The organism is Brachybacterium hainanense (assembly GCF_042434575.1).
Taxonomy (GTDB): Bacteria; Actinomycetota; Actinomycetes; order Actinomycetales; family Dermabacteraceae; genus Brachybacterium; species Brachybacterium hainanense.
The window spans coordinates 212,420-235,007 of the sequence record NZ_JBHLSV010000003.1 but is presented as its reverse complement, the minus strand read 5'-3'; the positions used below and the strand labels follow the sequence as shown (position 1 = coordinate 235,007).

Annotated in this window: 30 protein-coding genes; 28 read left to right on the top strand and 2 right to left on the bottom strand. The window is 69.1% G+C overall.

The window, feature by feature from the left end; genetic code table 11:
* The first annotated feature begins 219 nt into the window (after positions 1–219).
* The 8 genes from ACFFF6_RS03995 (at position 220) to tuf (ending at position 9,367) form a co-directional block, all read left to right on the top strand.
* A complete protein-coding gene (locus ACFFF6_RS03995) occupies positions 220–1,506 on the top strand; it encodes a sensor histidine kinase (protein ID WP_376978414.1) in 1,287 nt (428 codons plus the stop codon).
* Positions 1,507–1,519: 13 nt separating this feature from the next.
* Positions 1,520–1,735: a hypothetical protein gene (locus ACFFF6_RS03990; RefSeq protein ID WP_376978412.1), complete on the top strand. Its 216-nt coding sequence runs from the start codon at positions 1,520–1,522 to the stop codon at positions 1,733–1,735.
* Entirely contained in the window at positions 1,732–2,427 is a 696-nt protein-coding gene (locus ACFFF6_RS03985; protein ID WP_376978410.1) for a response regulator, read from the top strand. Before ACFFF6_RS03990 ends, ACFFF6_RS03985 begins: the two co-directional genes overlap by 4 nt.
* Positions 2,428–3,091: 664 nt before the next feature.
* The gene (locus ACFFF6_RS03980; protein ID WP_376978408.1) at positions 3,092–4,402 is read left to right on the top strand and encodes a septal ring lytic transglycosylase RlpA family protein; all 1,311 of its coding nucleotides are present in this window, start codon (positions 3,092–3,094) and stop codon (positions 4,400–4,402) included.
* Between the two features lie 551 nt (positions 4,403–4,953).
* Complete coding sequence (rpsL, locus tag ACFFF6_RS03975) at positions 4,954–5,328, top strand: 30S ribosomal protein S12 (protein ID WP_376978406.1); 375 nt, start codon at positions 4,954–4,956, stop codon at positions 5,326–5,328.
* Complete coding sequence (gene rpsG / locus ACFFF6_RS03970) at positions 5,328–5,798, top strand: 30S ribosomal protein S7 (RefSeq protein ID WP_376978405.1); 471 nt, start codon at positions 5,328–5,330, stop codon at positions 5,796–5,798. The genes rpsL and rpsG overlap by 1 nt, the downstream gene beginning before the upstream one ends.
* 87 nt (positions 5,799–5,885) lie before the next feature.
* Positions 5,886–8,039 carry an elongation factor G gene (gene fusA / locus ACFFF6_RS03965; RefSeq protein ID WP_376978403.1) on the top strand — a complete coding sequence of 718 codons (2,154 nt, stop codon included), beginning with the start codon at positions 5,886–5,888 and terminating at the stop codon, positions 8,037–8,039.
* A 140-nt stretch (positions 8,040–8,179) separates the two neighbouring features.
* Positions 8,180–9,367: an elongation factor Tu gene (gene tuf / locus ACFFF6_RS03960; protein WP_376978401.1), complete on the top strand. Its 1,188-nt coding sequence runs from the start codon at positions 8,180–8,182 to the stop codon at positions 9,365–9,367.
* 930 nt (positions 9,368–10,297) lie between these two features.
* Here tuf and ACFFF6_RS03955 read toward each other — a convergent pair.
* Complete coding sequence (locus ACFFF6_RS03955; protein ID WP_376978400.1) at positions 10,298–11,359, bottom strand: general stress protein; 1,062 nt, start codon at positions 11,357–11,359, stop codon at positions 10,298–10,300.
* Positions 11,360–11,800: 441 nt separating this feature from the next.
* On the opposite strand from ACFFF6_RS03955, the gene rpsJ reads away from it, so the two are divergent.
* Genes rpsJ through rpsQ form a run of 11 tightly spaced genes read left to right on the top strand, consistent with a single transcriptional unit; the run spans position 11,801 to position 17,417 of the window.
* A complete protein-coding gene (gene rpsJ, locus ACFFF6_RS03950; protein ID WP_038371325.1) occupies positions 11,801–12,109 on the top strand; it encodes a 30S ribosomal protein S10 in 309 nt (102 codons plus the stop codon).
* A gap of 11 nt (positions 12,110–12,120) precedes the next feature.
* A complete protein-coding gene (gene rplC, locus ACFFF6_RS03945) occupies positions 12,121–12,801 on the top strand; it encodes a 50S ribosomal protein L3 (RefSeq protein WP_376978398.1) in 681 nt (226 codons plus the stop codon).
* A gap of 5 nt (positions 12,802–12,806) precedes the next feature.
* Positions 12,807–13,736 (top strand): 50S ribosomal protein L4, sunset domain variant, encoded by a 930-nt coding sequence (gene rplD, locus ACFFF6_RS03940; protein WP_376978397.1) that lies wholly within the window; start codon positions 12,807–12,809, stop codon positions 13,734–13,736.
* Positions 13,733–14,035, top strand: a complete 303-nt coding sequence (rplW, locus tag ACFFF6_RS03935) for a 50S ribosomal protein L23 (protein WP_376978395.1) — start codon at positions 13,733–13,735, stop codon at positions 14,033–14,035. The genes rplD and rplW overlap by 4 nt, the downstream gene beginning before the upstream one ends.
* A gap of 47 nt (positions 14,036–14,082) precedes the next feature.
* Positions 14,083–14,919 (top strand): 50S ribosomal protein L2, encoded by an 837-nt coding sequence (rplB, locus tag ACFFF6_RS03930; RefSeq protein ID WP_376978394.1) that lies wholly within the window; start codon positions 14,083–14,085, stop codon positions 14,917–14,919.
* Positions 14,920–14,934: 15 nt separating this feature from the next.
* Complete coding sequence (gene rpsS, locus ACFFF6_RS03925; RefSeq protein WP_038371333.1) at positions 14,935–15,216, top strand: 30S ribosomal protein S19; 282 nt, start codon at positions 14,935–14,937, stop codon at positions 15,214–15,216.
* A gap of 53 nt (positions 15,217–15,269) precedes the next feature.
* Positions 15,270–15,623, top strand: coding sequence for a 50S ribosomal protein L22 (rplV, locus tag ACFFF6_RS03920; protein ID WP_376978392.1), 354 nt, complete (start codon positions 15,270–15,272; stop codon positions 15,621–15,623).
* Positions 15,624–15,633: 10 nt separating this feature from the next.
* A complete protein-coding gene (gene rpsC, locus ACFFF6_RS03915) occupies positions 15,634–16,452 on the top strand; it encodes a 30S ribosomal protein S3 (protein WP_376978390.1) in 819 nt (272 codons plus the stop codon).
* A 5-nt stretch (positions 16,453–16,457) separates the two neighbouring features.
* A complete protein-coding gene (gene rplP, locus ACFFF6_RS03910) occupies positions 16,458–16,877 on the top strand; it encodes a 50S ribosomal protein L16 (RefSeq protein WP_038371338.1) in 420 nt (139 codons plus the stop codon).
* Positions 16,877–17,110, top strand: coding sequence for a 50S ribosomal protein L29 (gene rpmC, locus ACFFF6_RS03905; protein WP_376978388.1), 234 nt, complete (start codon positions 16,877–16,879; stop codon positions 17,108–17,110). The genes rplP and rpmC overlap by 1 nt, the downstream gene beginning before the upstream one ends.
* Positions 17,111–17,135: 25 nt before the next feature.
* The gene (rpsQ, locus tag ACFFF6_RS03900) at positions 17,136–17,417 is read left to right on the top strand and encodes a 30S ribosomal protein S17 (RefSeq protein WP_376978386.1); all 282 of its coding nucleotides are present in this window, start codon (positions 17,136–17,138) and stop codon (positions 17,415–17,417) included.
* A gap of 400 nt (positions 17,418–17,817) precedes the next feature.
* On the opposite strand, the gene ACFFF6_RS03895 is transcribed toward rpsQ, so the two are convergent.
* Positions 17,818–18,228: a hypothetical protein gene (locus ACFFF6_RS03895; protein WP_376978384.1), complete on the bottom strand. Its 411-nt coding sequence runs from the start codon at positions 18,226–18,228 to the stop codon at positions 17,818–17,820.
* 526 nt (positions 18,229–18,754) lie between these two features.
* On the opposite strand from ACFFF6_RS03895, the gene rplN reads away from it, so the two are divergent.
* From rplN to rpmD, 9 genes are all read left to right on the top strand, one after another.
* Positions 18,755–19,123, top strand: a complete 369-nt coding sequence (gene rplN, locus ACFFF6_RS03890) for a 50S ribosomal protein L14 (protein ID WP_376978382.1) — start codon at positions 18,755–18,757, stop codon at positions 19,121–19,123.
* A gap of 2 nt (positions 19,124–19,125) precedes the next feature.
* On the top strand, positions 19,126–19,512 hold the full coding sequence (rplX, locus tag ACFFF6_RS03885) for a 50S ribosomal protein L24 (protein ID WP_376978380.1): 387 nt from the start codon (positions 19,126–19,128) through the stop codon (positions 19,510–19,512).
* The gene (gene rplE, locus ACFFF6_RS03880; RefSeq protein ID WP_376978378.1) at positions 19,512–20,081 is read left to right on the top strand and encodes a 50S ribosomal protein L5; all 570 of its coding nucleotides are present in this window, start codon (positions 19,512–19,514) and stop codon (positions 20,079–20,081) included. Before rplX ends, rplE begins: the two co-directional genes overlap by 1 nt.
* Position 20,082: 1 nt before the next feature.
* Positions 20,083–20,268, top strand: a complete 186-nt coding sequence (locus tag ACFFF6_RS03875; protein ID WP_038371350.1) for a type Z 30S ribosomal protein S14 — start codon at positions 20,083–20,085, stop codon at positions 20,266–20,268.
* A 67-nt stretch (positions 20,269–20,335) separates the two neighbouring features.
* Entirely contained in the window at positions 20,336–20,734 is a 399-nt protein-coding gene (gene rpsH, locus ACFFF6_RS03870; protein ID WP_376978377.1) for a 30S ribosomal protein S8, read from the top strand.
* A 19-nt stretch (positions 20,735–20,753) separates the two neighbouring features.
* Positions 20,754–21,296, top strand: a complete 543-nt coding sequence (gene rplF, locus ACFFF6_RS03865) for a 50S ribosomal protein L6 (RefSeq protein WP_376978375.1) — start codon at positions 20,754–20,756, stop codon at positions 21,294–21,296.
* A 2-nt stretch (positions 21,297–21,298) separates the two neighbouring features.
* On the top strand, positions 21,299–21,685 hold the full coding sequence (rplR, locus tag ACFFF6_RS03860; protein ID WP_376978373.1) for a 50S ribosomal protein L18: 387 nt from the start codon (positions 21,299–21,301) through the stop codon (positions 21,683–21,685).
* Positions 21,686–21,722: 37 nt separating this feature from the next.
* Positions 21,723–22,406 (top strand): 30S ribosomal protein S5, encoded by a 684-nt coding sequence (gene rpsE, locus ACFFF6_RS03855; RefSeq protein WP_376978372.1) that lies wholly within the window; start codon positions 21,723–21,725, stop codon positions 22,404–22,406.
* Positions 22,403–22,585 carry a 50S ribosomal protein L30 gene (rpmD, locus tag ACFFF6_RS03850; protein ID WP_376978370.1) on the top strand — a complete coding sequence of 61 codons (183 nt, stop codon included), beginning with the start codon at positions 22,403–22,405 and terminating at the stop codon, positions 22,583–22,585. The genes rpsE and rpmD overlap by 4 nt, the downstream gene beginning before the upstream one ends.
* Positions 22,586–22,588: the final 3 nt, after the last annotated feature.

The following is a 22,588-nucleotide window of genomic DNA, read 5'->3' as shown; positions in this document are numbered from 1 at the left end:
TCGCAGGGGCGGTCCCACCTTCTCGGTGGGGCCGCCCCTGCGGCGTTCGTGCCCTCGCCGAGGCCGGAGGAACGGTGCTGGGGCGGGCTTGATCGCGGCCCCTGCAGCTGCTCCGGGGCGCGCGGCCGCGGGTGCTGGCCATCGGACGGCGGGGACCCGCGCGCTCCCCAGCGACAGGAGGACGCGGCTGGTCAGGGCGAGCTGCGGCACAATGGTTCTGTGGCCCCCGCATCGACCTCATCGACGTCCTCCCGTTCCCCCAGGACGGTCCCCCGACGCTTTCTGGCCGCACTTGCGGGGCCGCGCTTCATCGACCCGCCGCTGCGGCTCATCCTCGCGATCCTCGCCGCCATCCAGCTGCTCGGCCTCGACACGACGGCCCCCGGCGGCTATGTCCTCCTCCAGGCGCTGATGACGGCATCGGTCCTGGTCACGGCCTGGGCGCCCGGGGCGGCAGCCGTCATCATGGTGATGGGGTTCCTGGTGAACGCGCTGGCGTTCCCGGAGCGTCTGAACCTCTTCCTGGACATGCTGGCGCTTCCGCTCGGCGTGCTCCTCAGCCAACGCCGGCTGCGCGGCGCCCTTCTCACGTTCAGCGCCTTCTGCGGCGCAGCGGCTCTGGCGGTGGGGCTGGACACCTACGACGGACGGTTCATCGGTCCGGGCTCCTTCGTCGTGCCGGTGCTCGCATCGATCCTCGGATGGAGCGCGCATCTCCTCGAAGCACGCACCGAGCGGGAGATTGCCCGGCGTGAGGAAGCCGCGCGAGAGCACGAGCTCGAGCTCGCCCGCATCCGGATCGATGTCGCGATCGACACGCACGACACGGTGTCCCATGGGCTCGCGACGGAGTCGGCGATCATCCGCGTGCTCGGAGCCGAGGCACGCCGTGGCGGGCAGCTCGACCTGCGCACGCTCTCCGAGCTCGGGATGGTCAACGATCGTGCCCACCAGCAGCTGCGACGCCTCCTGGCACGTCTGCGCGGAGAGATCGCGGACGAGGACGGGGAGACCGATCTCGATGCCGCGCTCGACAGCGCCGTGCAGTCGGTCCGCGCGGGCGCGGCCGCGGGCGACATCGGTCTCGAGGTCGAGCTCGAGCCGACCGGCGCGATCGTGCCCGTCCTGTTCGCCGAGGCCGCGACGAGCATGCTGTACGAGCTCGCCACCAACATCTTCAAGCATGCCGATCCGCACGAGCGTTCGCGGATCGATGTCCGCATCGCGAGCGGGTCGGGAAGCCCGATTCTCGAGCTCGGCGCCGGGAACCATGCGCTCCGGCCGGAGCCCTTCACGCCGCGGACGCTGAGCCGCCGGGCGAAGCGGTTCGGGGGCGAGTGCGACACCCGCGTCGAGGCGGGCGGCGACGTGCACGTCAGGGTGTGGATCCCGGTGCCCGCGACGCCGACGGGGCAGCGCACGCCCGACGAACAGCCCCAGAATCTCCCTCGTGCGGATGAGGCATCGGCCAGGATGGTGTCGTCTCATGAGATGACCCAGATGTGATGGAGGGACCTTCATGCTGATCATCCTGCTCGTCCTGCTCCGGGACCTCGCCGGTCGGCTGTTCACCCCCGGGGGACCTCGCGCCGACCGACCGCAGGCCGCCGTGATCCGTCCGCTCGACGGACTGGTCGATCGCGCAGCGGAGACGCTGCCGGAGGCCAGCAGGCCCTGGATGTGCCCCATCTGGAGGGTGACCGATCCGGCGCGATACCGCAGGGAGTGCATGTGAACGAGCAATCCGCCCTCGCGGTGGATCCCGTCCTCGTCGATACCGCCATCTCGGTGCTGATCGTCGACGACGACCGCTGGACGACCCGTGCCGTGGCGAGCGCTCTCGAGGACGCCGGGGACATCGTCGTCGTCGGGATCGAGCACAGCGGCGAGGATGCCGTCGGGGCCTTCGCCCAGCTGCGTCCGGACATCGTGCTCATGGACGTCAACATGGGTGCCGGGATGAGCGGCATCGAGGCGACGGCGCAGATCCGGGCGCTCGACCGGCATGCCCGCGTGCTCGTGCTCACCACGATCTCGCCCGGCCCCGGGATCGCGCGGACGCTCGAGGCCGGAGCCATGGCCGTGCTGAACAAGACCGCACCGCCCGAGGTGCTCGTCGACGTGATCCGCACGGCCGCGGCGGGGGAGTCGCCGCGCCTGCTGCGGAACCTCGCCGCCGACATCTCGCTGAACGGCGACATCCAGCCGGGCAGCCCCGCACGCTTCCCGTCCCTGACCGACCGTGAGCTCGTCACGCTGCGGCTCATCTGCGAGGGGATGGAGTACGTGCAGATCGCAGGGCACCTGGGCGTCGCCGAGTCGACCGTCAAGACGCACGCGCGCAGCCTGCGGGAGAAGCTCGACGCGCAGAACCTCGCCCAGCTCGTGGTCCGGGCGCTCCAGTACCGGCTGTACATCCCCGCCTGATCCCGAGAATCTCCTCCGTACGGGGGAGGCGGAGCGGACGGGCCGCGGGGGAAGATGGGGGTGTCCAGGGGTGGGCACGGCCCGGCCCCGCCGGAGGCGTGCTCCGTGCGGGAGGAGAGCCCCGCTCTCGGAGGGTGTCGCCACGGCACCTCCGGAGCGGGGCTCCTCGCATTCCGGGCCCGGATGCATCGCACCCGCCGACGGCACCGCGCTCTTCCGACGGCACCGCCCGGCCCGGAGGTCCCCCGGCTGCCCGGTCCCGCACTCCCGGTGCTGCTCGGGACGGACGCCGGCCACCCCCGCAGCATGCTGCGGGGGCTCACCCCGCCCTGCGTCGACCCCGGTGTGATCTGCGCATCGGTCCTCGCGTGAGCCAGGCGACGGCGACCTTCACGGGCGGGTAAAGGATCCCCTGGAGCAAGCTCAAGCCCCTGGCGGCGCCCTATCGCGGGGCCCGGGATCCCGGCATGATGGGAAGCGGTTCGAGAGAGCACGTCCCTTTCCCCCGCAGCCCGGGTCCCGCCCGGAGCGCACGTGCTCGACGCCCGGTTCGACCGGGCGTCCGCGAAGCCCCTCCGGCCGGGACGTGGCCGACCGACATGACGCAGGACCAGACAGGTCCGGACGACCACACCGGCGCGCGCCGGATACGAAAAGGTGAACGATGGCGAAGAAGGCCCCCTGGATCATTTCCGCAGCGACCGTGTGCGTGCTCGCCGCAGGCGGGGGCGGCACGGCCTTCGCCATGTCCAACGCCGTCGCCGTCGACGTCTACGGGACGCAGACGAACGTGCGCACCTTCAGCCCGACCGTCGCCGAGGTCCTCGCCGCCCAGGGCATCACCGTCAAGGACACGGACCTCGTGACCCCGTCGCTGGACACGCAGATCACCGACGGCACCGAGATCTCCATCGAGCAGCGTCGCCCCGTCACCATCACGGTCGACGGCAAGGCCACCGAGGTCCTCACCACCGGCACGACGGTGTCCGATGCGCTGTCCGGCCTCGAGTTCACCGCCGAGGGCGCGCAGATCACCCCCGCACCGGAGACCGAGCTCGCCGACGACGCGAACGAGGTCACCGTCCTCACCCGCAAGAACGTCACCTTCGTCGGCCAGTACGGCGAGGTCACCTTCGGCGTCAACTCCCTCACCGTCGGCGATGCGATGGACGAGGTCCTCACGGACATCGAGCCCACCGACACCACGGACGTGCCCCGGGAGACCGTCCTCGAGGACGGCATGACCGTCCACCTCCAGCGCGTGCGCGAGAAGCAGCGCACCCTCACCGAGGAGATCCCCTTCGAGAAGAAGACCGAGGAGGACTCCTCGCTCGAGGAGGGCACCACCAAGGTCAAGACCGAGGGCAAGAAGGGCACCAAGGAGAAGGTCGTCAAGGACACCGTCGTCGACGGCAAGGTCACCGGCACCGAGACCGTCTCCGAGAAGGTCACGGTCGAGCCGGTCGCCGAGGTCACGGTCACGGGCACGAAGAAGGTCGAGAAGAAGAAGGAGGAGAAGGCGGAGGAGACCGAGTCCCCCTCGAGCACGAGCGACAGCTCCTCCTCGCGCTCGTCCTCCGACGACTCGAAGAAGTCCTCGGAGCGCTCCTCCTCGTCGTCCTCCCGATCCTCCGAGCGCAGCTCGGAGAAGGAGGAGTCCTCCGGCACCCCCTCGGGCAACGTCAACACCTGCGGCGCCTCCCACTACGGCGACGGCGACGGCACGCACGGCGGCCCCACCGCGAGCGGCGAGACCTTCGACCGCAACGCCATGACCGCCGCGCACAAGACCCTTCCGCTGGGCACGAAGATCCGCGTCACCAACCCGTCCAACGGCAAGAGCGTGACCGTCCGCATCAACGACCGCGGCCCGTACGTGGGCGGCCGCTGCCTGGACCTGTCCTCCGGGGCGTTCAGCCAGATCGCGGACCTCGGCCAGGGCCACCTCACCGTTCAGTGGCAGAAGGTCTCCTGACCCGACCAGCGTGATCGCATGCGCGCCCTGCGCGCCTCCGCACGCCCGCGGCCCCGGCCTGTCCCGCACAGACCGGGGCCGCCCCGCGTCCACCGTCCGTCCGGCGCACCGAGCGCCCGGTGTGATGTGCATCGGATGCTCCGAAGTCCTTTGACCGAGTCACACGCCGTCACTAGACTGGAACAGCGTCCGGAGTGCCCTCTGGTCGTGAACCGGGATCAGCACCGTGCCCGTGCCGGCCACCGCGCAGCCCTTGGGCGGCGCAGGCGGGCAGGAATCGGAACATCCCCCGCGAGGAGCGGATCCTCGCAGCGTGCCCGAAACCGGGAGCCATGGCTCCTGGACGACCCGTGCGGCGTCCCGCACCGGTCCGAAGGGCCCGCGGCCACGGTTCTCGGACGCACGGCCGGCACCGCCGGTCGGGCGGGTCCGCGCATCGGATCGGTTCAGGACGAGGAGCCGGGTGCACGGGGTCGCAGGCCGCGCGAGCGGCTGCAAGAAGGAGATCCTTCGGTGCGAACAGCGCCGGGGGCCGAACAGGAAGAGACGAAGTGCCTACTATTCAACAGCTGGTGCGGAAGGGGCGGACGAGCAAGTCGTCGGCTTCCAAGACGCCGGCGCTGAAGGGCTCGCCCCAGCGTCGTGGGGTGTGCACGCGCGTGTACACCACCACCCCGAAGAAGCCGAACTCCGCGCTGCGCAAGATCGCGCGCGTGCGTCTGTCCACCGGCATCGAGGTGACCGCCTACATCCCGGGCGTCGGCCACAACCTGCAGGAGCACTCCATCGTGCTCGTGCGCGGCGGCCGTGTGAAGGACCTTCCCGGTGTCCGCTACAAGATCGTCCGCGGGTCCCTGGACACGCAGGGCGTGAAGGGCCGCCAGCAGGCGCGCTCCCGCTACGGCGCCAAGAAGGAGAAGAAGTAATGCCTCGTAAGGGAGCAGCTCCCAAGCGCCAGCTCGTCGTCGACCCCGTCTACGGCTCGCCGCTGGTCACCCAGCTCATCAACAAGATCCTCCTCGACGGCAAGAAGACCGTCGCCGAGTCGATCGTCTACGGCGCCCTCGAGGGCTGCCGTGAGAAGAACGGCCAGGATCCCGTCGCGACCCTGAAGAAGGCCCTGGACAACATCCGTCCGAGCCTCGAGGTCCGCTCCCGCCGGGTCGGCGGTGCGACCTACCAGGTCCCCGTGGACGTGAAGCCCGGCCGTTCCACCACCCTGGCTCTGCGCTGGCTGGTCAGCTACTCGCGTGCTCGTCGTGAGCACACGATGACCGAGCGACTGATGAACGAGCTCCTCGACGCCTCCAACGGTCTCGGTGCCGCGGTGAAGCGCCGTGAGGACACGCACAAGATGGCCGAGTCCAACAAGGCCTTCGCCCACTACCGCTGGTGAGCACCGGCAGGGTCCGCCCTCGGGGCGGGCCCTGCCTCACCTCATCCGGCACAGCTCTCCAGCAGCCCTCCAGAAAGGCACAAGCCCGTGGCACTCGCAGTGCTCAAGGACCTGAACAAGGTCCGCAACATCGGCATCATGGCCCACATCGATGCCGGCAAGACCACCACGACCGAGCGCATCCTGTACTACACCGGTGTGAACTACAAGATCGGCGAGACCCACGACGGCGCCGGCACGATGGACTGGATGGAGCAGGAGAAGGAGCGCGGCATCACCATCACGTCCGCCGCGACGACCTGCTACTGGCACGACAGCCAGATCAACATCATCGACACCCCGGGCCACGTCGACTTCACCGTCGAGGTGGAGCGCTCCCTGCGCGTGCTCGACGGTGCGGTCGCCGTGTTCGACGGCAAGGAGGGCGTGGAGCCCCAGTCGGAGACCGTGTGGCGCCAGGCGGACAAGTACGAGGTCCCCCGCATCTGCTTCGTCAACAAGATGGACAAGCTGGGCGCGGACTTCTTCTTCACCGTGCGCACCATCGTCGACCGCCTCGGCGCGAAGCCGCTCGTCATGCAGGTGCCGATCGGTGCGGAGAACGACTTCCGCGGCGTCATCGACCTCGTGCAGCTGAAGGCCTTCGAGTGGCCGGAGGTGTTCCCGGACGCCGAGTCCGCCGCTCCCTTCGGCAAGAAGGCCGGCGACGCGACGCTGGGCCAGCTCCAGGTCGAGATCCCGATCCCCGCGGATCTCCAGGACACCGTCGACGAGTACCGCGCCAAGCTGGTCGAGGACGTCGCCGAGTCCACCGAGGAGCTCATGGAGGCCTACCTCGAGGAGGGCGACCTCACGCTCGAGCAGCTCCAGGCCGGCATCCGCCACCTGACCGTGAACTCCCTCGCGTACCCGGTCTTCTGCGGCACCGCCTTCAAGAACAAGGGCGTCCAGCCCATGCTCGACGCGGTCATCGCCTACCTGCCCTCGCCGCTGGACGTGCCGCCGATGATCGGCCACGACCCCAAGGATGAGGAGAAGGAGCTCACCCGCGCCCCCTCGACCGAGGAGCCCTTCTCCGCGCTGGCCTTCAAGGTCGCCGCGCATCCGTTCTTCGGCACCCTCACCTATGTGCGCGTCTACTCGGGCCATGTCGCCTCCGGCGATCCGGTCCTGAATGCCACCACGGGCAAGAAGGAGCGCATCGGCAAGCTGTTCCAGATGCACTCCAACCAGGAGAACCCGGTGGAGGAGGCCTTCGCGGGCCATATCTACGCCTTCATCGGCCTCAAGGACACGAACACCGGTGACACGCTCTGCGATCTGCAGAACCCGATCCAGCTCGAGTCCATGAGCTTCCCGGAGCCGGTCATCTCGGTGGCCATCGAGCCCAAGACCAAGGGCGACCAGGAGAAGCTGTCCGTCGCGATCCAGAAGCTCGCCAAGGAGGACCCGACCTTCCAGGTCGAGCTCGACGAGGAGACCGGGCAGACGGTCATCAAGGGCATGGGCGAGCTCCACCTGGACATCCTGGTGGACCGCATGCGCCGCGAGTTCAAGGTCGAGGCGAACATCGGCAAGCCGCAGGTCGCCTACCGCGAGACCATCAAGCGGACGGTCGAGAAGTTCGACTACACGCACAAGAAGCAGACCGGCGGCTCCGGCCAGTTCGCCAAGGTCCAGATCACCTTCGGTCCTCTCGAGGACGCGGAGGAGGGCGTGTTCTACGAGTTCGCGAACTCCGTCACCGGCGGCCGCATTCCGCGCGAGTACATCCCCAGCGTGGATGCCGGCATCAAGGACGCTCTCGCGTCCGGCGTGCTGGCCGGCTACCCGGTCGTGAACGTGAAGGCCGACCTCATCGACGGCGCGTACCACGACGTGGACTCGTCGGAGATGGCGTTCAAGATCGCCGGCTCCATGGCCACCAAGGAGGCGCTGCGCAAGGCGTCGCCCGTGCTGCTCGAGCCCGTCATGAGCGTCGAGGTCCGTACTCCGGAGGAGTACATGGGAGATGTCATCGGCGATCTGAACTCGCGTCGCGGGCAGATCCAGTCGATGGAGGATGCGAGCGGGGTCAAGATCGTCCGCGCTCTCGTCCCGCTGTCGGAGATGTTCGGGTACGTCGGCGACCTGCGGTCCAAGACCCAGGGCCGTGCGATGTACACGATGCAGTTCGACAGCTACGCGGAGGTCCCGAAGACCATTTCGGACGAGATCATCGCGAAGACCCGGGGCGAGTGATTCGTCGGGGGAGCCGGTAGGATCGAACCCTGATCCGGCCTGCTTCCCCGGCATCGCACGGAGGCCCCCGCCGCGGCGGGCGGTCACCGATCCCGATCACCAGAAGTACCAGAGATAAGAAGTCCTAGGAGGACACCACCATGGCGAAGGCCAAGTTCGAGCGGACCAAGCCGCACGTCAACATCGGCACCATCGGTCACGTCGACCACGGCAAGACCACGCTGACCGCTGCGATCTCGAAGGTCCTGTACGACCAGTACCCGGACCTGAACGAGAAGCGGGACTTCGATCAGATCGACAACGCGCCCGAGGAGAAGCAGCGCGGCATCACGATCAACATCTCCCACATCGAGTACCAGACGGAGAAGCGTCACTACGCTCACGTCGACGCTCCGGGTCACGCCGACTACATCAAGAACATGATCACCGGTGCGGCGCAGATGGACGGCGCCATCCTCGTGGTCGCCGCCACCGACGGCCCGATGGCCCAGACCCGCGAGCACGTTCTGCTCGCCCGCCAGGTGGGCGTCCCCTACCTGCTGGTCGCGCTGAACAAGTCCGACATGGTCGACGACGAGGAGATCCTCGAGCTCGTCGAGATGGAGGTCCGCGAGCTGCTGGGCTCCCAGGAGTTCGACGAGGACGCCCCCGTCGTCCGCGTCTCCGCTCTCAAGGCCCTCGAGGGCGACGAGCAGTGGGTCAAGTCCGTCCAGGAGCTCATGGCTGCTGTCGACGAGAACATCCCGGACCCGGTCCGCGACATGGACAAGCCCTTCCTCATGCCCGTCGAGGACGTCTTCACGATCACCGGTCGTGGCACCGTCGTCACCGGCAAGGTCGAGCGCGGCAAGCTCGCGATCAACTCCGAGGTCGAGATCGTCGGCATCCGCGAGCCCCAGAAGACCACGGTCACGGGCATCGAGATGTTCCACAAGCAGATGGACGAGGCGTGGGCCGGCGAGAACTGCGGCCTGCTGCTGCGCGGCACCAAGCGCGAGGACGTCGAGCGCGGCCAGGTCGTCGTGAAGCCGGGTTCGATCACCCCGCACACCAACTTCGAGGCGCAGGTCTACATCCTGTCCAAGGACGAGGGCGGCCGTCACAACCCGTTCTACTCGAACTACCGTCCGCAGTTCTACTTCCGCACCACGGACGTCACCGGCGTGATCACCCTCCCCGAGGGCACCGACATGGTCATGCCCGGCGACTCCACCGAGATGACGGTCGAGCTGATCCAGCCGATCGCGATGGAGGAGGGCCTCGGCTTCGCCATCCGTGAGGGTGGCCGCACCGTCGGCTCCGGCCGCGTCACCAAGATCACCAAGTGATCACCGCGGGGGTGACCCCGCCGATGTGATGCGCTCCCGTGGTGGATGCGCGACACGGAGAGGCCCCGCACCGGGAACGGTGCGGGGCCTCTCGCATGCCCGCCGGGCCGCGTGTCCCGGCGCGGACACGCGCGGACGGGATCCGGTCCGGGCACGCGAACAAGGATCAGGGCCGGGCGCGCTGGGCGTCGGGCGGGCGGCAGCAGGTCAGCGCGTCCGGGGGCCATGGCTCGCCCCCGGACGATGCCTCCTCACAGCCCTGCAGCTGACCCGCCGGTCGCAGTCTGCCCGCATGCGGGCAGGTCCGCCGCGCGCTGCGTCCAGGGGGCCGACGGCGGGATGATCCGGGCGCCCGCGTCCCGAGGGGCCGCACAGTCACCCTTCACGTCGACCACACGCTGCGGCGCTCTGCAGCGGGTGGTCGACGGTGTCTCCGGGGTCGCGGGCCGCTCGGCGCCATCGGACGCCAGTCGGGGGGAGGGAGCCAACCGGCGCCGGGGTGGGGGTGCCCGCTCTTGAGTCAGCGGCTGCGGATTCTGCCTCATGGGCGGGCGGGGTGGGGGTGGCCGGCTTTCCGCCTCATCGGCGGGCAGGGGCGGGGGCTGGCCGGCTCTCTGCCTCATCGCCGGGCAGCAGCGGTGATCCCCGACCAGCTGCGCCCCGGCGCGCGCCCGCTCTCCGATTCATATGACCGCCCCGAACCAGGACCACGGCTCCCCGGTTCGGGACGGTCATGTCGTGCGGGCGGCAGGGCGCATTCGGCGGTCGGGCGCGGTTCCGGGCGGCACCGGAGAGGAGCCGCGGTACGGGAGGAGCCACCGCGGGCGGCTGATGCTGGAGAGGTCGAACGCGGTCGGAGACCGCGGGGCGCCGCGGTCGCCGACCGCGGAGGTGCGAAGGCTCCCCCGGGGAGGGGGAGGAAGCAGCGGGTCAGGGACGGGAGCCGTCCGGGTCCTCCCGCGCGTCGTCGGCTCCGTGCCCTGCGGATGCGGACGGGGAGGCCGCGGCATCCTGCGGGTCGGGGGATCCGGCCGGGGCGCCGAAGGACCGGCGATGCGGTGCGCTCTGCGACGCATCCGCGCCGTCCGCCGGGGCAGGGGAGACGCCGGCGGTCGGAGCGGAGCCGGGAACCGCCTCACCCGCCGTCGATGCAGGCCTTGACGATCCGAGCGGTGACGATGCGGTCGGATCCGCCATGCCGTGCGCCGGAGTCCCGAGCGGTGACGGTGCCGCCGGATCCGCCGTGCCGTGCGTCGGAGGGACAGCGGGGCTCGGATCGGCGGGCCGCCCGTACACGGGCCGGCTCGTCGGGGCCGATGCTGCCGGGCCCGCAGAGGACGACGCGGGGGCGGGCCGCCCGTAGGTCGGGCGATGCGCAGGTGCGGACGGCTGCGGGGCGGGAGGAGCGGCGGACGGCGCCGCGCCCGGGACCGTGCCGTAGGCGGCTCCGCCGGCGGCCGGAGCGGAGGGCGTGCCCCCGGCGTGAGGACGAGGGGGAGCAGCCGGCATCGAGGGGCCGTGGGCGGTGAGGATCTCCCGCGCCGCCGAGGCATGCGTGTGCTCGACCATGAGCTCGTACTGCATCGGGATCGTCGCCGTCATCGAGGTGAAATCGCGCTTCCCGCCGCTCATCGCGTACCCGACGGCGCTCCACACCGTGAAGAAGATGATGCCCATCAGCACCGTCGTGAACAGCATGAGGATCGACTGGTTGGTCAGCAGCACGAACAGGAGCCCCATGAACAGGCCCATCCACAGGCCGGAGAGCACTCCGTTGCCCAGCACGCGACCCCAGGTCTTGCGGCCGGTGACGCGCTCGACGAGCTTGAGATCCGTCCCCACGATCATCGTGTGCTGCACGGGGAACTCATGATCCGCCAGCGTGTCCACGACGGTCTGGACCTCCGCGTAGGTGCTGTACACACCGAGCGAGCGGGGGTACTCGAGGTTGTAGAGCCGTGCGGTCAGCGGCGAGGGTTGCGGAGTGCTCATGGGATTCAGCGTAGTTCAGCGGCCCGCGCATCGGCCGGAAGCCCGCTGGGCGAACGGTGCGAGGACCGCAAGGGGAATCAGGGGACGCGAGGTGCCCCGCGGATGTGATGTGGACGTGATGTGACAGGCTGCACGGGGTGCTCGCCTTGGCTCGCTCCGCGGTGTCTGGCAGACTGGGGGAGTTGTCTGTGCGGGCCGACATGCCCGGTTCCGTTCTCCGCGGCGTCTTGCCGCGGCGAATGATCACCGGATGAGGCCCAGCCCCAGGACGCGAACGGCGCCAGGCGTCGAGAGCGCGTCGTCAGGAGGGTTCCAGCACAGCCACAGCCGATCCTCGGCGGCTCCGTCATGGGCTTCATCGCCCCGGCGAGGCCGACACGCCCGTCCTCGGGTACCGGGGAAGGCTGTGCGAATGTCCAGACGAGAGAGAGACAGGACGCCATGGCGGGACAGAAGATCCGCATTCGGCTCAAGTCGTACGACCACGAGGTGATCGACAGTTCGGCGCGCAAGATCGTCGACACGGTCTCCAGCGCCGGCGCGACGGTTGTGGGCCCGGTGCCGCTGCCGACCGAGAAGAACGTCTTCGTGGTCATCCGGTCGCCGCACAAGTACAAGGACTCCCGTGAGCACTTCGAGATGCGCACGCACAAGCGACTGATCGACATCGTCGATCCCACGCCCAAGGCCGTGGACTCGCTCATGCGTCTCGACCTGCCGGCGGATGTCAACATCGAGATCAAGCTCTGAGGTAGGTCGAGATGAGCAACGAACTGACGGGCCAGCGCGCCCGCGCTATCGCCGGTGTGCTCGGCACCAAGCTCGGCATGACCCAGGTGTGGGACGAGAACGGCAAGCTCGTCCCCGTCACCGTCGTGCAGACCGGCTCGAACGTCGTGACCCAGGTCCGCTCGGTCGAGACCGACGGCTACGACGCGATCCAGATCGCCTACGGGCAGATCGATCCGCGCAAGGTCACCAAGCCGCTGAAGGGCCACTTCGAGAAGGCCGGCGTGACCCCGCGCCGTCACCTCGCGGAGCTGCGCACCATCAACGCCGCTGACTACACCGTCGGCCAGGAGATCGACGCGTCGGTCTTCGAGGCCGGGCAGAAGGTCGACGTCGTCGGCACCACCAAGGGCAAGGGCACCGCGGGCGTCATGAAGCGTCATGGCTTCGCCGGCGTGAGCGCCTCCCACGGTGCGCACCGCAACCACCGCAAGCCGGGCTCCATCGGCGGCGCGTCCACCCCGGGTCGCGTCTTCAAGGGCCTGCGTATGGCTGGCCGCATGGGCAACGTGCGCACCAGCGTCCAGAACCTGACCGTCCACGCGGTCGACGTCGAGAAGGGCCTCGTGCTCGTCAAGGGCGCCGTCCCCGGCCCCAAGGGCGGCCTCGTGCTGGTCCGCTCGGCCGCCAAGAGCCCCGTGAAGGAGGCCTGACACCGATGGCAGAGAACCTGACCATTGACGTGCTCTCGCCCGCCGGCGAGAAGACCGGCACCGCCGAGCTGCCCGCGTCGATCTTCGACGTGCAGACCAATGTCCCGCTGATCCACCAGGTTGTCGTCGCCCAGCAGGCCGCTGCTCGCCAGGGCACGCACAAGGCGAAGAACCGCGGCGAGGTCTCCGGCGGCGGTCGCAAGCCGTACAAGCAGAAGGGCACCGGCCGCGCCCGTCAGGGCTCGACCCGCGCTCCGCAGTTCGCCGGCGGCGGCGTCGTGCACGGGCCGGTCCCGCGCGACTACGCCCAGCGGACCCCCAAGAAGATGAAGGCAGCCGCCCTGCGCGGTGCCCTCTCGGATCGCGCCCGCAACGCCCGCGTGCACGTCGTCTCCGCTCTCCTCGAGGGTGACGCGCCGTCCACCAAGGCCGCTCTCGCGACCCTGCGCAACGTCTCCGAGCGCAAGCACCTGCTGGTGGTCGTGCGTCGCGATGACGAGCTGGGCGCGCTCAGCTCGCGCAACCTGCCGAACGCCCACGTCCTGTACGCGGATCAGCTGAACACCTACGACGTCATGCTGTCCGACGACGTCGTGTTCACCTCCGCCGCGCTCGAGGACTTCGTGGCCCAGGCGTCCCTGTCGCTGCCCACCTTCGGCGCGAAGGCCGCTCCGGTCGCCGCTGCGCCGGTCGCCGAGGCCGCTCCGGCCGCCGAGGCCCCCTACGGCGAGGGCTCTGCCGCGCCGCTGGCCGATGGCTCCGCCCCCGAGGGCTTCCCCATCAAGGGCAACGCGAACACGAAGAAGTACCACACCGAGGATTCCCCGTGGTACGGCCGCACCAAGGCCGAGGTCTGGTTCGCGACTCCGGAGGCCGCCGAGGCCGCCGGTTTCGTCGCCGCCGTGCGGGCATCCGCTGAGGAGGAGTCGAAGTGACCTCGCTGAACAAGGACCCGCGCGACGTCCTGCTCGCCCCGGTCGTCTCTGAGAAGAGCTACGGGCTGATGGACGAGGGCAAGTACACCTTCGTCGTGGACAACCGCGCCAACAAGACCGAGATCAAGATCGCCGTCGAGAAGATCTTCGACGTCAAGGTGGCCTCGGTGAACACGATCAACCGCCAGGGCAAGTCGCGTCGCACGCGGTTCGGGATGGGCAAGCGCAAGGACACCAAGCGCGCCATCGTGACCCTGACCGACGGCACCATCGACATCTTCGGAGGGTCGGTCGCCTGAGGCGGCTGATCACCGAGGAACCGAAGAGAGTCTGAGGGAAACCCACCATGGGAATTCGTAAGCACAAGCCGACTACGCCGGGCCGCCGCGGCTCGAGCGTCGCCGACTTCGTCGAGATCACCCGTTCCACGCCCGAGAAGTCGCTGGTCCGCCCGCTGACGAAGTCGGGCGGCCGCAACAACAACGGCCGGATCACCTCGCGTCATCGCGGCGGCGGTCACAAGCGCGCCTACCGCGTGATCGACTTCCGTCGTCACGACAAGGACGGCGTGAACGCCAAGGTCGCGCACATCGAGTACGACCCGAACCGCACGGCCCGCATCGCGCTGCTGCACTACGCGGACGGCGAGAAGCGCTACATCCTCGCGCCGGCGAAGCTCCGCCAGGGCGACTGGATCGAGAACGGCCCGACCGCGGACATCAAGCCCGGCAACAACCTGCCGCTGCGGAACATCCCGCTCGGCACGGTCATCCACGCGATCGAGCTCCGCCCCGGCGGCGGCGCGAAGATCGCCCGCTCGGCCGGCACCTCGGTGCAGCTCGTCGCCAAGGAGGGCCGCTTCGCGCAGCTGCGCCTGCCCTCCGGCGAGATCCGCAACGTGGACGCCCGCTGCCGCGCCACCATCGGCGAGGTCGGCAACGCCGAGCAGTCGAACATCAACTGGGGCAAGGCCGGCCGCATGCGCTGGAAGGGCAAGCGCCCCCACGTCCGCGGCGTCGTCATGAACCCGGTCGACCATCCCCATGGCGGCGGCGAGGGTCGCACCTCGGGCGGTCGTCACCCCGTGTCGCCCTGGGGCAAGCCGGAGGGCCGCACGCGTCGCCCCGGCAAGGAGAGCGACAAGCTCATCGTGCGCCGTCGTCGTACGGGCAAGAAGCGCTGATAGGGAGCCAGAAACATGCCTCGCAGTATTTCCAAGGGCCCGTTCGTCGACGATCATCTTCAGAAGAAGGTGGACGTGCAGAACGAGAAGGGCACCAAGAACGTCATCAAGACCTGGTCGCGCCGTTCGGTCATCACCCCGGACTTCCTCGGCCACACCTTCGCAGTGCATGACGGCCGCAAGCACGTCACGGTGTTCGTCACCGAGTCGATGGTCGGCCACAAGCTCGGCGAGTTCGCCCCGACGCGGACTTTCAAGGGCCACGAGAAGGACGACAAGAAGGGCCGTCGTCGCTGACCATCCGTCAGCATCGACTGCACTTCTCGAACTCAAAGAGAAAGCAGGAAGCAATGGAAGCCAAGGCGCAGGTGCGGTATCTCCGCATGTCGCCCATGAAGGCCCGGCGCGTTGTCGACCTGATTCGTGGCAAGAGCACGGTCGAGGCCCTGGACACCCTGCGGTTCGCCCCGCAGGCCGCCAGCGAGCCCGTCCTCAAGCTCGTCCAGTCCGCGATCGCCAACGCCCGCGTGAAGGCCGATCAGGCGGGGGAGCGGTTCGACGAGCGCGAGCTCGTGGTCTCCGCCGCGTACGTCGATGAGGGTCCGACCATGAAGCGGTTCCAGCCGCGAGCCCAGGGTCGTGCCTTCCAGATCAAGAAGCGCACCAGCCACGTCACCGTGGTTGTCGCTCCCGCGAACAAGTAAGGAGTCCCGAATGGGCCAGAAGGTCAATCCCAATGGGTTCCGCCTCGGGATCACCACGGAGCACACCAGCCGGTGGTTCGCCGACTCCGCCAAGGAGGGGCAGCGCTATCGCGACTACGTGAAGGAAGACGTCGCGATCCGCAAGCTCATGTCCGAGGGGCTCGAGCGCGCCGGCATCTCCAAGGTCGAGATCGAGCGCACCCGTGATCGTGTCCGCGTCGACCTGCACACCGCCCGCCCCGGCATCGTCATCGGGCGCCGCGGTGCGGAGGCCGAGCGTCTGCGCGGCGAGCTCGAGAAGCTCACCGGCAAGCAGATCCAGCTGAACATCCTCGAGGTCAAGAACCCCGAGGCCGATGCGCAGCTGGTCGCCCAGGGCATCGCCGAGCAGCTCGCCGCCCGTGTGTCCTTCCGTCGTGCCATGCGCAAGGGCATCCAGTCCGCGCAGCGCGCCGGTGCCAAGGGCATCCGCGTGGCGGTCTCCGGCCGCCTCGGGGGCGCCGAGATGAGCCGCAGCGAGTTCTACCGCGAGGGTCGTGTGCCGCTGCACACGCTGCGCGCGAACATCGACTACGGCTTCTACGAGGCCCGCACGCCCTTCGGCCGCATCGGCGTGAAGGTGTGGATCTACAAGGGCGACGTCACCGCCAAGGAGCTCGCGGCCCAGGCCGCCTCGCAGGCCCCCCGCTCCGGCGGACGCGGCCCGCGCGCCGAGCGTCCCCGCGGCCGTCGCAACGAGCGCAACGCCGCCGCCCGTCAGTCGCAGGAGTCCGCTCCCGCCGCTGCCGAGCAGGCGTCCGCGCCCGCTGAGTCCGGAACGGAGGCCTGAGCGACATGCTGATCCCGCGCAGGACCAAGCATCGCAAGCAGCACCACCCCACCCGCAGCGGCATGGCCAAGGGTGGCACCGAGCTGGCGTTCGGCGACTACGGCATCCAGGCGCTCGCGCCGGCCTACGTCACCAACCGTCAGATCGAGGCCGCTCGTATCGCCATGACCCGCTACATGAAGCGCGGCGGCAAGGTGTTCATCAACATCTACCCCGATCGCCCGCTCACCAAGAAGCCTGCCGAGGTCCGCATGGGCTCCGGCAAGGGCTCGGTCGAGTGGTGGATCGCCAACATCAAGCCGGGCCGCGTCATGTTCGAGGTCGCCGGCGTCCCCGAGGATGTGGCTCGTGAGGCTCTGCGCCTCGCGATCCACAAGCTCCCCATGAAGTGCCGCATTCTGAGCCGAGAGGGTGGTGACATCTGATGGCAGCGACCAAGCTCACCGCTGAGGCGCTCGACAAGCTCGACGACGTCAAGCTGGCCGACGAGCTGGCCAAGGCCAAGGACGAGCTGTTCAAGCTCCGTTTCCAGTCCGCTACCGGTCAGCTCGAGAGCACCGGCCGTCTGCGGTCCGTCAAGAAGGACATCGCGCGGATCTACACGATCCTGCGCGAGCGCGAGCTGGGCATCCGTCAGGCGCCCGGCTCCGCCGAGTGACCGCGAAGCGAGGAACTGAGAGATCATGAACGACAACGTCACCGACGGTGCGACCGAGCGTCCGTACCGCAAGACCCTTCGCGGCTTCGTCGTCTCCGACAAGATGGACAAGACCATCGTCGTCGAGGTCGAGGAGCGCGTGAAGCACGCCCTCTACGGCAAGGTCATGACCAAGACCCAGAAGTTCAAGGCCCACGACGAGGAGAACACCGCCGGCATCGGCGACCGCGTCCTCATCATGGAGACCCGTCCGCTGTCCGCCTCCAAGCGGTGGCGCCTGGTCGAGATCGAAGAGAAGGCCAAGTGATCGGGCGGTCCTCGTGACCGCAGCCGACGTCTGAGACGGGCCGGATCCCCCTGGGGGTCCGGCCCGTCCCGCATTCCCCGGGGGAGAGGGGCGACGAGGCGCTGGGCCGCCGTGTGCGGATTCAGCCCCCTCGGCTCGCTGGCTCGGCGGCCCGTCGGCCGAAGCATCCGCGTCGTTCTGACCGATCAGAACGCCATCGATTCTTCGCTCAGGCGCGCGGCGGTGTCGTCTTCGTTCAGGTGCGGGGCGGTGTCGCGCGTGCCGATGCGGTCAGGGCGGTGACGGGTGCGCTGGCGCGGCACGACGTGCTCGCCCGCCCGCTCGCAGGGCCCGACATGGGCGCGGCCGCACCGGCAGGGGAAGCGCCGCGGAGGTCGAGAGCAGCGGGGTCTCGGGCTCCTCAGGCGGTGAGCGCGATCAGGAGCGCGCCGGCGTAGGCGTCCTCGGGCCTCGGCGCGGTGACCGTCCGCACCTCGTCCTCCGCCCCGAGGCGGAAGCGGACCAGGTGGTGGCCGTCGGGGAGCTGCTCGAGCGCACGGAACGCCGCGCCCAGAGCGGTGCGCAGCTGATCCTCCCGGGGGATCCAGACCGCCTCGCCCTGCTCGACCGAGTCGAGCGCCCACTCCGTCGTGCCGTTGAAGGCGAAGATCAGCTCGCCGTGGCGCCCCCGTGCCCGCTCGATCACCATCGAGGAGAGCATGAACGTGTCGTCCCGCAGCTGCTCGGTGTCGATCGCGAAGTGGTCGCCGTCCGCAGGGGACCAGCGCAGGCCTGCGTCGCGAAGCCGATAGGCGATGTCGATGTCGATCATGCCGGGAGTGTAGGAGATCCGGCTCCGAGCGGACCGCACCGCAGCCCGCGTCATCGCGGTCCGCGCGCTGCGGGGATCCCGGCACCCATCGGAGGCTCGGCTATGAGTTCCGCCATGAGCTCGGTCATGAGCTCCGTCATGAGCAAGGACACACGCGCCCGCGCTCCACCCATCTTCCCTGGGCGTGCCCGCCTCCCGTATGCTGGACGGGTTGCGATGTCGTGGTACGTCGTGCCCACCGGTCGGGTCCGCCCCGAACGGAGGTCCGGCGCAGCATGGCACTCGCGGACGGCAGCGTCCATCCCCCGACGGAGACCTCGCACCGCCCGTACCGCCCGCCACCGCGCGGACCGGGACGACAGCGTGTGCCTGAGTCCGCCGGAGGGTTTTTTGATGCCCGAGGCCGGCCGCGCCGACAGCACCCCGCCGGGGACGCTGCCGGGCAACGGTCCACCATCCGTTCCGCCAGGCTCGCGCCGCCCGCATCGCGGGGACGAGAGAACCGGCGAGACGACAGGAGTACGGAGTGATTCAGCAGGAGTCGCGACTCAAGGTCGCCGACAACACGGGTGCCAAGGAGATTCTCTGCATCCGCGTTCTCGGTGGCTCCGGTCGCCGTTACGCCAGCATCGGCGACACCATCGTGGCCACCGTCAAGGACGCGATCCCCGGTGGGAACGTCAAGAAGGGCGATGTGGTCAAGGCCGTCGTCGTCCGCGTCACCAAGGAGGTCCGTCGTGCCGACGGCTCCTACATCCGCTTCGACGAGAACGCAGCGGTCATCCTCAAGAACGACGGCGAGCCGCGCGGCACGCGCATCTTCGGCCCGGTCGGTCGCGAGCTTCGCGACAAGCGGTTCATGAAGATCGTCTCGCTCGCACCGGAGGTGATCTGATCATGTCGAAGATCAAGATCAAGAAGGGTGACCTGGTCCAGGTCATCACGGGTCGCACCAGCGACGAGGAGAAGGCCGCCAAGCGCGGGCTCTCCGCCGGCGACAAGGGCAAGCAGGGCCGTGTCCTGCAGGTCTTCCCCGACAGCCAGCGCGTGCTGGTCGAGGGCGTCAACCGGCGCACCCACCACCTCAAGCCCACCCAGCAGGGCGGCGCCGGCGGCATCGAGCAGCGCGAGGCCCCCATCCACGTCTCGAACGTGGCCCTGGTCGACCCCGAGGACAACAAGCCCACCAAGGTCGGCTACCGGGTGGAGACCGTCGAGCTCGAGAACGGCCGCACCAAGCAGATCCGCGTGCGGTACGCCAAGCGTTCCGGGAAGGACATCTGATGACCGACACCGCCATCGCGGCGCCCGCACCGCGTCTGAAGACCACCTACCGCGAGACCATCAAGGCCCAGCTCACCGAGCAGTTCGGCTACAAGAACGTCATGCTCGTCCCGGGCCTGACCAAGATCGTCGTGAACATGGGCGTCGGCGAGGCTGCTCGCGACTCCAAGGTCATCGACGGCGCGATCCGCGACCTGACCCAGATCACGGGCCAGAAGCCGCAGGTCACGAAGGCTCGCAAGTCCATCGCCCAGTTCAAGCTGCGTGAGGGTCAGCCCATCGGCGCCCACGTCACGCTGCGCGGCGATCGCATGTGGGAGTTCCTGGACCGTCTGCTGTCGACCGCGCTTCCGCGCATCCGCGACTTCCGCGGCCTGTCGCCGAAGCACTTCGACGGCAACGGCAACTACACCTTCGGTCTCACGGAGCAGGTCATGTTCCACGAGATCGACCAGGACAAGATCGACCGGGTCCGCGGCATGGACATCACGGTCGTGACCACCGCGAAGACCGACGACGAGGGACGCGCGCTGCTCAAGCTGCTCGGCTTCCCCTTCAAGGAGAACTGACATGGCAAAGACCGCCCTGATCAAGAAGCAGGAGCGCAAGCCCAAGTTCGCGGTGCGCGCCTACACCCGGTGCCAGCGGTGCGGTCGTCCGCACTCGGTGTACCGCAAGTTCGGGCTGTGCCGCGTCTGCCTGCGGGAGATGGCCCATCGCGGCGAACTCCCCGGCGTCACGAAGAGCAGCTGGTAAGGACTATCGCCACAGGTCCCGCATCGCCCGTCGATGAGGGAAACCAGGTGAGGAAGAAGCAAACGACATGACCATGACCGACCCGATCGCGGACATGCTGACGCGGATCCGGAACGCCTCCGGGGCGTACCACGAGACCGCCTCCATGCCGTACTCGAAGTTGAAGAGCCGTATCGCGGACATCCTCAAGGCGGAGGGCTACATCCTCGGCTGGCACGAGGAGGAGGCCGAGGTCGGAAAGACCCTCGTCCTCGAGCTGAAGTACAACCAGAGCCGCGAGCGCGCCATCTCCGGCATCCGCCGCATCTCGAAGCCCGGTCTTCGCGTGTACGCCAAGTCCACCAATCTGCCCAAGGTCCTCGGCGGCCTGGGCGTGGCGATCCTGTCCACGTCCAGCGGCCTCCTGACCGACAAGCAGGCAGCCAAGAAGGGTGTGGGTGGGGAAGTCCTCGCCTACATCTGGTGAGCGGAAGAGGAGAGGCGAAATGTCCCGCATCGGACGCCTGCCGGTCGTAGTGCCGGCCTCTGTCCAGAACGTCAACATCCAGGGCCAGACGGTCACCGTCACCGGCCCCAAGGGCGAGCTGACCCATGTGGTCCCCGCGCCCCTGAGCGTCGAGCGCGGCGAGGACGGCTCCATCGTCGTCAGCCGCCCCGACGACGAGCGCGAGAGCAAGGCCCTGCACGGCCTGACCCGCACGCTCATCAACAACATCGTCCTCGGCGTGACCGAGGGCTACCAGAAGAAGCTCGAGATCGTCGGCACCGGCTACCGCGTGACCGCGAAGGGCGCGGACCTCGAGTTCGCGCTCGGCTTCTCCCACCCTGTGATCGTGAAGGCGCCCGCGGGCATCTCCTTCACCGTCGAGACCCCGACCAAGTTCTCGGTCAACGGCATCGACAAGCAGGCTGTGGGCGAGGTCGCCGCCAACATCCGCAAGCTGCGCAAGCCGGAGCCCTACAAGGGCAAGGGCGTGCGCTACGCGGACGAGACGGTCCTGCGCAAGGCCGGAAAGGCTGGTAAGTGATCATGGGTTACGCACTCAAGCACACCAAGGGCCGCGTCGGAAGCAAGCTGCGTGCGCGCGGCCGTCGTCACCTGCGCGTGCGTCGTCGTGTGGTCGGCACCCCGGCGCGTCCGCGCCTGGTGGTCACCCGCTCGCAGCGCCACGTGTTCGTCCAGGTCGTCGACGACTCCCAGGGCGTCACGCTGGTCTCGGCCTCCACCATGGAGGCGGACCTGCGCGCCGCGTCCGCCACGAAGTCGGACAAGGCCCGCACGGTCGGCACTCTGGTCGCCGAGCGCGCCAAGGCCGCCGGCATCGAGGCCGTCGTCTTCGACCGCGGCGGCAACAAGTACCACGGCCGAGTGGCCGCCGTCGCCGACGGCGCCCGCGAAGCCGGCCTGGCACTGTGACCGCCCTCCGGAACCAGGACGAGAAGAGGATCTGAACATGGCTGCACAGCAGCGAAGCAACGGTCCCGCGGCCTCCGGCCGACGGGGCGAGAACAGCAACGAGAGCAGCGGCGGCGATCGCCGTGAGCGCGGCGGCCGTCGCGGCGAGGGCCGCGGCGGGCGCAACCAGGAGGCGGAGAAGTCCGCGTTCCTCGAGCGCGTCGTGAGCATCAACCGCGTGTCGAAGGTCGTCAAGGGCGGTCGCCGCTTCAGCTTCACGGCCCTCGTGGTCGTGGGCGACGGCGACGGCACCGTGGGCGTGGGCTACGGCAAGGCCAAGGAGGTCCCTGCGGCGATCTCCAAGGGTGTCGAGGAGGCGAAGAAGAACTTCTTCCGCGTCCCGCGCATCCAGGGCACCGTCGTGCACCCCGTCCAGGGCGAGGATGCGGCGGGCGTCGTCCTGCTGCGTCCGGCGGCCCCCGGCACCGGTGTGATCGCCGGCGGTCCGGTCCGCGCCGTCCTCGAGTGCGCCGGAGTGCACGACGTGCTCTCCAAGTCGCTCGGCTCGACCAACGCCATCAACATCGTCCGCGCGACCATCGCGGCGCTCAAGCAGCTGGAGGAGCCGGAGGCCGTCGCGGCCCGCCGTGGCCTCCCGGTCGAGGACGTCGTCCCCGCCGCCCTGCTGCGCGCCCAGGCCGCCGGTCGCGCCGCGGCGCGCGCCGAGAAGGTGGGTGCGTGATGCAGCTGAAGGTGACCCAGGTCCGTTCCAGCATCGGCGGTACCCAGCCCCAGCGTGCGACCCTGCGCGGCCTCGGCCTCAAGCGCATCGGCGACGTGGTGGTGAAGGAGGACCGTCCCGAGATCCGCGGCATGATCCGCGCCGTCACCCACCTGGTGACGGTCGAAGAGGTGGACTGAATC